Genomic DNA, 7822 nt, shown 5'->3' on the forward strand with positions numbered 1-7822 from the left:
GGTCAAGGCGTCGGCTGGACGTGAACGCCTGATCCGGCATAGAGTTCGAGCGTTTCTATTGGAGACGCACTTGGCCGACGGACAGGCGACGACAACAGCGAATGGCGACGGCAAGGGGCTGACCTACCCCATGCCCGATGCGCCCGCGCCCGGCGAGGCGGTAGAGGTCGCGCGCGGGGTGCTGTGGCTGCGGTTTTCGCTGCCGTTCCAGCTGAACCACGTCAACGCCTTCGCGATCCGGGATGGCGAGGGCTGGACGCTCATCGACACGGGTCTACGGACCCCGGACACCGTCGCGGCCTGGGAGACGATCCTGGCGGAAGGGCTGGAGGGGCGACCCGTTCATCGCCTGATCTGCACCCACATGCACCCTGACCATATCGGTCTGGCGGGTTGGTTGTGCGAAAGGACCGGCGCCCCCCTGCTGATGTCGCGCCTGGAATATGTCACAGGCCGCATGCTGATGGCCGAGGAGGCCGGGGACGTGCCCGAGGACGGCGCACTCTATTACCGTGCGGCCGGCTGGACCGAGGCCCAGATCGAGCGCTGGCGCGCGGACTACGGCGGCTTCGGCAAGGGGGTGTCGCCGATGCCGCGCCGCTATCTGCGGCTGTCGGATGGGGACGCGATCGAGATCGGCGGCGACCAATGGACGGTGGTCGTGGGGTCGGGCCACAGTCCTGAACATGTCTGTCTGTGGCGTCGGTCCGACGACCTGTTCATCGCCGGGGACCAGATACTGCCGCGGATATCGTCGAACGTCTCGGTCTGGCCGACCGAGCCCATGGCCGATCCCCTGGGCGACTGGATGGACTCGCTGGCCAGGCTGCGCGGCCTCCTGCCCGAGGCAACTTTGGTGCTGCCGTCGCACGGGGAGCCCTTCTTCGGCGTTCACGCCCGGCTGGACGCCCTGAAGCGCGGACATGAAGTGGCGCTGAAACGGCTTGAGCGGACGCTGCGTCAACCGTCTAGGGTGGTCGACGGCTTCCCCGCCGTCTTCGGTCGGGCGGTCGGGGACGGGGTGCTGGGCATGGCCACGGGCGAGGCCCAGGCGCATCTGAACTATCTGGAACGTCGCGGACGCGCCACGCGAACGCGGGACAAGGACGGCGTCGACTGGTGGACGGCCGTGGAACAGGACGAGGAAACGACGTGAGCGAACATATCCGCACCGATTTGACCGACGGCGTCCTGACCCTGACGCTGGACCGGGCCGACAAGAAGAACGCCATCACCCAGGCCATGTATTCGGTCCTGGCCGAGACGACCGAGCGGGCGCGGACCGATGACGCGGTCCGGGTGCTGCTGCTGCGCGCCGAGGGCGACAGTTTCTCGGCCGGCAACGATATCGGCGATTTCATCGCCATCGGCTCCCAGACCGACAAGCCGTTCGACATGTCGGTGTTTCGGTTTCTGAAGGCCCTGGCGGACCTGGACAAGCCGATGGTGGCGGCGGTCAAGGGCCGCGCGGTCGGCATCGGTCTGACCATGCTGCTGCATTGCGACCTGGTGGTGGTGGCGGAGGACGCGCTGCTCTCGGTCCCGTTCGTCAATCTGGCCCTGGCGCCGGAAGCGGCGTCCAGCCTGTTGCTGCCGGCCGTGATCGGTCATCAGCGCGCCTTCGAACTGTTCGCCCTGGGCGAGCCGCTGGACGGCAAGACGGCGGCGGCCTGGGGCCTCGCCAACCGGGCCGTCCCAGCCGACCAGGTCGAGGCCACGGCGGCCGATCTGGCGGCCCGAGTGGCGGCGCGGGCGCCCAATTCGATCCGCAAGACCAAGCGGCTGATGCGCGACGCCGAGGGGCTGTGGGCCCTGATGCAGCGCGAGGGCGAGGCCTTTGGATCGCAGATGCGCAGTCCGGAGGCCATGGAGGCCTTCACGGCCTTCACACAGAAGCGGGCGCCGGACTTTTCCAAACTGGGCTGAAACCACCGCCGCGCCTTGATTTGGCGCGGCTTTGGTTCTAGGTGCGCGCGCCCACGCCGGAGCGCAAATGTCGCACGCCCTCGTCCAGAACACGCTCTCCGCCGCTGTCGCCAGCCGCATCGAAGCCGAGACCCCGGCTGACGCCACAGGCGTCGAAGCTCTGATCATGGCCGCCTTCGGACCGGGCCGGTACGCCAAGACGGCCGAGCGGCTGCGCGAGGGATCGCGCGCCACGGCGGGCTTCATCGCCCGGCGCGACGGCCGGATCGTCGGTTCGGTGCGGCTTTGGCCAGTCGTTGTCGGCGAGACGCCGGGCCTGTTCCTGGGGCCGATCGCTGTGGACGCCGCCGTCCGCAGCGACGGTCTGGGCGCCGAACTGGTCCAGGCCTGTATCGACGCGGCGCGAACGGCCCAGGCGGGCGGGGTGCTGCTGGTCGGCGACCGGGCCTATTTCGAACGTTTCGGCTTCGTCGCCGCCCCCGAGGCGCGCCTGCCCGGACCCGTGGATCGCCGCCGCGTGCTGTGGCTGGCGATCGGCGCCGATACGGTCTCGGGCCCCGTCAGGATCGGCTGAGGCTTTCCCAGGCGGCGCGTCGCGCCTAAGTCATGTCGCATCATGACCAAGATGGATGAAGCCAAAACCGGTTTGAACGCGGTGGCCGAGGCGGCGAAACAGGCTCCCGGCCGGGGCCTGCCGCCCGTCCACCTGTGGAACCCCGGGCATTGCGGCGAGATCGACATCCTGATCCGGGGCGACGGCGTCTGGATGCACGAGGGATCGCCGATCGGGCGCGAGGCTCTGGTGCGGCTGTTCTCCACCGTCCTGCGCAAGGATCCCGACGGCTATCATCTGGTGACGCCGGTCGAGAAGCTGCGGATCGAGGTCGAGGATCTTCCTTTCCGGGCCGTGGCGGTGCGGCGGGACGGCGACGATCTGATCTTCACCACCGACGTCGGCGACGAGGTCCGGGCGGGGGAGGCCGATCCCATCGTGGTGGAGACCGACCCGGCGACCGGCGAACCGGCGCCGCGCGTCCATGTGCGGCGCGATCTGTGGGCGCGGATCAGCCGTTCTGTCTTTTACGAACTGGTCGAAGCCGCCGAGACGGTCGACGACCGGCTGGTCGTGCGGTCCGGCGGTCAGGTCTTTTCGCTGGGAGCCGTGGCGTGAGTCTGGAGACCCTGCGACACCGGCTGGTCGACCGTCTGACGCCCGCCGAGACCTGGCGGCCGGAATGGGTGGCGGCCCGGTCGGACTTCGACCTGAACCCGCAGGCGGCGCGGCCGATGCGGGACCTCAGGCCGGCGGCGGTGTTGATCCCGGTGGTGGCCCGGCCCGAGGGGGCGACGGTGCTGCTGACCCGACGAGCAGACACCCTGGTGCGGCACACGGGCCAGATCGCCTTTCCCGGCGGACGGCTGGACCCCGGCGAGACCGCCGTCCAGGCCGCCCTGCGCGAGGCGGACGAGGAGGTGGCGTTGAACCCTGCGGCCGTCGAGGTGCTGGGCCTGTCCGACGCCTATGAGACCGGCACCGGCTTCCTGGTGACGCCCGTTATCGGCTGGCTGCATGAGCCGCCGCAGACGACGCCGTCGCCCGACGAGGTGGCCGAGGTGTTCGAGACGCCGTGGGACTTTCTGATGGACGCAGCCAACCATCGTCGCGACTTCTACGACATGGACGAGGGGCTGAGGCGCTGGTTCTGGGCCATGCCCTGGGGCGAACGCTATATCTGGGGCGTGACGGCCGGCATCCTGAAGGGGCTGCATGCGCGGCTGTACGGCGACGAACCCGCGCCCGAGATCGCGGCCGAGGTGGACGCCGAACAGGGGGCGGCATGAGCGTGTCGATGCTTGGCCAGCCGTGGCTGGAGGCGCCGGCGACGCGGGCTGTCATGGCGGCGCTGCAGGCGGCCGGCGGTCCCGACTGCGCTCGTTTCGTCGGCGGCTGCGTCCGCAACAGCCTGCTGGGCCGGCCGGTGGACGACATCGACATCGCCACGCGGCTGAGGCCGGAACAGACCATGGCGGCCTTGAAGACGGCGGGGCTGAAGGCCGTGCCGACGGGGCTGGAACACGGCACGGTCACCGGCGTGTCGGAGCGCAAACCCTATGAGATCACGACCCTGCGCCGAGACGTCGAAACCGACGGGCGCCGGGCGGTGGTCGCCTTCACCGAGGACTGGGCCGAGGACGCGGCGCGGCGGGACTTCCGGCTGAACGCTCTCTACGCCGATGCGGCGGGGACGGTGTTCGATCCGACCGGCGGCGGTCTGGCGGACGCGGCCGAAGGGCGGATCGTCTTCGTCGGCGAGGCCGAGACCCGGATCCGCGAGGACTATCTGCGCATCCTGCGCTTCTTCCGCTTCCAGGCCTGGTATGGGCGGGGCGAGCCCGACGCGGCCGGGCTGGCGGCCTGCGCGGCCTTGAAGGGCGGCATGGCGCGGCTGTCGGCCGAGCGGGTGTCCAAGGAACTGCTGAAACTGCTGGCGGCGCCGGACCCGCGACCGGCGGTGCGGGCCATGGCCGAGACCGGCGTCCTGGACCAGGTGCTGCCCGAAGCCCAGCCGTTGGCGATGTTCGACGCCCTGTGCGAGGCGAGCCCAGACCCGGTGTTGCGGCTGTCGGCCCTGTTGCCGGAGGACGCGGACACGGTCGTGCGGATCGCAGGCGACTTGCGGCTGTCCAACGCCGTCCGCGACCGACTGGCGGCGGCCGTCGCCGACGGCCCCGCCGTGACGCCCGGCATGACCGCCGCCGAGGCGCGGGCGGCGATCTATCGGCTGGGGCGCGCGGCCTTCGAGGACCGGCTGAGCCGCGCTGAGGCGGCGCGGGGCGGCGACTGCGCCGGACTGAGACGTCTGGCGGCGGAATGGACCGCGCCGAAGATGCCGGTCGGGGGCCGCGATCTGGCCCGGCTGGGCCTGAAGCCGGGGCCGGAGACGGGGCGGATTCTGAAAGCTTTCGAGGACGCCTGGATCGCCGAGGATTTTCCCGACCACGGTCACGAGGCGCGGATCAGGGCGTTGATGGCTCCGCCAGAGTGAATTCCGTCACGACCGGATAGTGGTCCGAGCCGGTGGGGCGGCCCACCCGGCGGTCGACCAGGGCCAGGTCCCTGGAGCGATAGACCTGGTCGATGGTGATGCCCAGAACGCTGGGCAGGCTGCTGGGCCAAGTGCCGGGGAAGCCGGGGGCGGGGACCAGGTCGAGATCGCGCTTGATCTGTCGGCCGATGCGGGCGCTGGAGACGCTGTTGAAGTCGCCTGCCACGATTGTGGGGCCAGGCGCAGCCGCCTTGCGACGCGCGGTCAGGGCCATGACCTGGGTGATCTGGCCCCACTGATACTGATAGGGCCAGGGACGGGTCAGATGGACGCCGAAGACGGTGACGTGGCCGAGCGGGGTATCGACGACGGCGCCGATCGCACTGAGGCCGTCGCGCCGCCAAGGCAGTTTCTCGACGATCGGATAGCGGGAGGCGATGATCGATCGCGCCGACGACTCGCCCAGCTTCGTCGGGCCGTTGACCTTGCGATGCGCATAGTCGGCGAGCAGTTCGTCGATCCGGGCGATGGGCGCGTCGCCGACCTCGACCAGGATGACGATGTCCGCATCGGCCTCGACGATGGAGGCCCGCATGGCGTCGACGTCGGTATTGGGTTCCCAGAGGTTGGCGGAATAGACCCGGATGACCGGCTGATCGGGCTGGCGCCGGCCCATGGGCGTCATCCACTGGGGCCAGACTGAGGCGAACAGGATCAGGGTGGCCAGCCCGCCCACCGCTGCTGCCGGCCATAGATGCATCCCCGCGCAGGCCAGGGTCAGCAACCCGGCCGCCAGCAACACCGGCGCCGTGAACTGCGCCAGAATGTCCACCCAACGGTGATCGATCCCGCTGAGCGCCGCCACGCCGAACACGGCCAGGCCGATCAGAACCAGGCAGGCCGCCGTATTGGCCGCCAGCTTGAGCAGGGACATCTATTGTTGCCTTTCTTGGTGAACGCTGTTGGCTATGCCGCGTTAGGGCGGACGCTTGGGAGGCGCGACATGGCCAGACGGTCGATTCAAGATATCGAGAAGATCTGGTCCAATGTCGAGGGGATCAAGAAACTGTCCGATCGGGTGATCGGCATCGGCCCATTCGGGATCGGCATGGACGGTTTGCTGACCTGGGTGCCGATCGTGGGCACCGTCTATACGGTCGGGACCGGCGGCTGGCTGTTGATGCAGGCGATCCGGGCCAAGGCCTCGCCGGCGACCCTGGCGCGGATGGCGGCCTATATGGCGGTGGATACGGCGACCGGCACGGTTCCTGTCGCTGGCGACGTGGTCGACACCTTCTTTCCGGGACAGCTTCTGGCGGCCAAGGCGCTGCAGAAGGATATCGAGACCAGTCACTGGGTCGAGGATTCCGAGGCCAACGCCAGGGCCAGCGGCGACCACGAGCGGCACCTGGAGACCGTGAGTAACGATAGGAAGCTGCGGCGGATCGTCTATCTGCACGACTGAATTAGGAGGGCTGGCGAGCCCTTGATCACCTAATTCCGAAAACATTCCCTTTTTAACACAGCGTATTGACGGCGAAATTCGCCGTTCAACCCGCCTGGGTCGGCGGCGCGCCCAGACTGATCTCCGACATCAACGGAGATACTGATGAACGACGATTTCACCGCACGTCTGGCCCTGCCCTATCTGGCGGCGGGGCAGATGCAGAAACATGTGACCCTGAATGCGGCCCTGACCCGGCTGGACGCCTTGCTCCAGACGGCGGTGGTCAGCGCCACCCTCGCCGCCCAGCCTGAAACGCCGTTCGACGGCGATCTCTACATCCTGCCCGAAAACGCCCAGGGCCCGGCCTGGAGCGGCCGCGCGGCCGGAAGCCTGATGCGGTTCGAGGCCGGCGGCTGGAGCGTCGTGTCCACCCCCATCGGTCTGACCGCCCTCGTGCTGGACGCGGGGATCATGACGGTGCGCGGCGAGGAAGGCTGGTCGCCTCTGGGCCTCTGGCTGGGCGAGTTGCAGGGGCTGTCGCGGCTGGGGCTCGGCACGACAGCGGACGCCGCCAATCCGCTGGCGGTCAAGACCAACACCGCCCTGTACACCGCGCGCGGCCTGGACGAGGGTGGCGACGGAGACCTGAGATTGACCCTGAACAAGGAAGCGGCGGGCGACGTCCTGTCGCTGCTGTTCCAGAGCGGTTACGGCGGTCGGGCCGAACTGGGCCTGGTGGGCGACGAGGACCTGAGCCTGAAGGTCAGTGCGGATGGGGCGATCTGGCGGCGCGCCTTCGCGGTGGACCGCGCGACAGGGCGGATCGCCTTCGACGCGGGCGCGACCCGGCGCGAGACGACGGTCTTCGCCGATGACGGCCTCTATCAGCCGCCTGACTGGGCGCGGTGGGTCGATGCGGTCTGCATCGGTGGGGGCGGAGGCGGCGGATCTGGCATGGCGGGACCGGCGGGCGCCGCCCGCTTCGGCGGCGGCGGCGGCGGCGCGGGCGGGCTGACCGAGGCGCGCTGGTCGGTCGCGGACCTGACGGGAGGCCTGACGATCACTGTCGGTCCCGGCGGCGTCGCTGGAACGAGCGGTGCTGGAGCGGGAACGCCGGGCGGCGTGGGCGGCCCCTCGACGGTGAGCCTCGACGGATCGGTGCTGGCGCGGGCGGACGGCGGATCGGGCGGAGGCGGCGGAAGCGCGGCGACGGGTCCAGGCGGCGCGGGCGGCCTGGGGCTCAGGACGGCCAATCGCGGCGGCGACAGTTCGATCACGGCGACCGCAGCGAGCGGCGGTGAGACCGCCTGTCCGGACGGTCCGGGCGGAGGCGGCGGCGGAGGCGGTTTGGCCACGACCAATGTCGCCCGAGCGGGCGGCCCTGGCGGCGCGGGGGCAGGGC

Annotated in this window: 9 protein-coding genes; 8 read left to right on the top strand and 1 reads right to left on the bottom strand. The window is 69.9% G+C overall.

Annotation, left to right across the window (positions count from 1 at the left end; all coding sequences use genetic code 11):
- Nucleotides 1-70 precede the first annotated feature (70 nt).
- From H2037_RS04365 to H2037_RS04390, 6 genes are all read left to right on the top strand, one after another.
- Entirely contained in the window at nt 71-1156 is a 1086-nt protein-coding gene (locus H2037_RS04365; protein ID WP_292118168.1) for an MBL fold metallo-hydrolase, read from the top strand.
- Nucleotides 1153-1926, top strand: a complete 774-nt coding sequence (locus H2037_RS04370) for an enoyl-CoA hydratase (RefSeq protein ID WP_292118171.1) — start codon at nt 1153-1155, stop codon at nt 1924-1926. The genes H2037_RS04365 and H2037_RS04370 overlap by 4 nt, the downstream gene beginning before the upstream one ends.
- 67 nt (nt 1927-1993) lie before the next feature.
- Nucleotides 1994-2500, top strand: coding sequence for an N-acetyltransferase (locus H2037_RS04375; RefSeq protein ID WP_292118173.1), 507 nt, complete (start codon nt 1994-1996; stop codon nt 2498-2500).
- 51 nt (nt 2501-2551) lie between these two features.
- Nucleotides 2552-3097, top strand: coding sequence for a DUF1285 domain-containing protein (locus H2037_RS04380; protein WP_292118230.1), 546 nt, complete (start codon nt 2552-2554; stop codon nt 3095-3097).
- Nucleotides 3094-3768 carry a CoA pyrophosphatase gene (locus H2037_RS04385; protein WP_292118176.1) on the top strand — a complete coding sequence of 225 codons (675 nt, stop codon included), beginning with the start codon at nt 3094-3096 and terminating at the stop codon, nt 3766-3768. Before H2037_RS04380 ends, H2037_RS04385 begins: the two co-directional genes overlap by 4 nt.
- On the top strand, nt 3765-4973 hold the full coding sequence (locus H2037_RS04390; protein ID WP_292118179.1) for a CCA tRNA nucleotidyltransferase: 1209 nt from the start codon (nt 3765-3767) through the stop codon (nt 4971-4973). Before H2037_RS04385 ends, H2037_RS04390 begins: the two co-directional genes overlap by 4 nt.
- Here H2037_RS04390 and H2037_RS04395 read toward each other — a convergent pair.
- The gene (locus H2037_RS04395) at nt 4945-5907 is read right to left on the bottom strand and encodes an endonuclease/exonuclease/phosphatase family protein (protein ID WP_292118182.1); all 963 of its coding nucleotides are present in this window, start codon (nt 5905-5907) and stop codon (nt 4945-4947) included. The genes H2037_RS04390 and H2037_RS04395 overlap by 29 nt on opposite strands.
- Nucleotides 5908-5976: 69 nt before the next feature.
- Between H2037_RS04395 and H2037_RS04400 the strand changes: the two genes are divergently transcribed.
- Entirely contained in the window at nt 5977-6438 is a 462-nt protein-coding gene (locus H2037_RS04400; protein ID WP_292118185.1) for a DUF4112 domain-containing protein, read from the top strand.
- A 144-nt stretch (nt 6439-6582) separates the two neighbouring features.
- The coding region (locus H2037_RS04405; protein WP_292118188.1) for a DUF2793 domain-containing protein at nt 6583-7822 on the top strand (1240 nt) is incomplete at its 3' end.

The organism is Brevundimonas sp. (genome assembly GCF_013912065.1).
Classification (GTDB): domain Bacteria; phylum Pseudomonadota; class Alphaproteobacteria; order Caulobacterales; family Caulobacteraceae; genus Brevundimonas.

Excerpts from the sequence above, each read along its gene's own strand:
- H2037_RS04375 (WP_292118173.1), top strand. The coding sequence starts at position 1,994 with ATGTCGCACGCCCTCGTCCAGAACACGCTCTCCGCCGCTGTCGCCAGC.
- H2037_RS04380 (WP_292118230.1), top strand. The coding sequence starts at position 2,552 with ATGGATGAAGCCAAAACCGGTTTGAACGCGGTGGCCGAGGCGGCGAAA.
- H2037_RS04390 (WP_292118179.1), top strand. The coding sequence starts at position 3,765 with ATGAGCGTGTCGATGCTTGGCCAGCCGTGGCTGGAGGCGCCGGCGACG.
- H2037_RS04395 (WP_292118182.1), bottom strand. The coding sequence starts at position 5,907 with ATGTCCCTGCTCAAGCTGGCGGCCAATACGGCGGCCTGCCTGGTTCTG.
- H2037_RS04400 (WP_292118185.1), top strand. The coding sequence starts at position 5,977 with ATGGCCAGACGGTCGATTCAAGATATCGAGAAGATCTGGTCCAATGTC.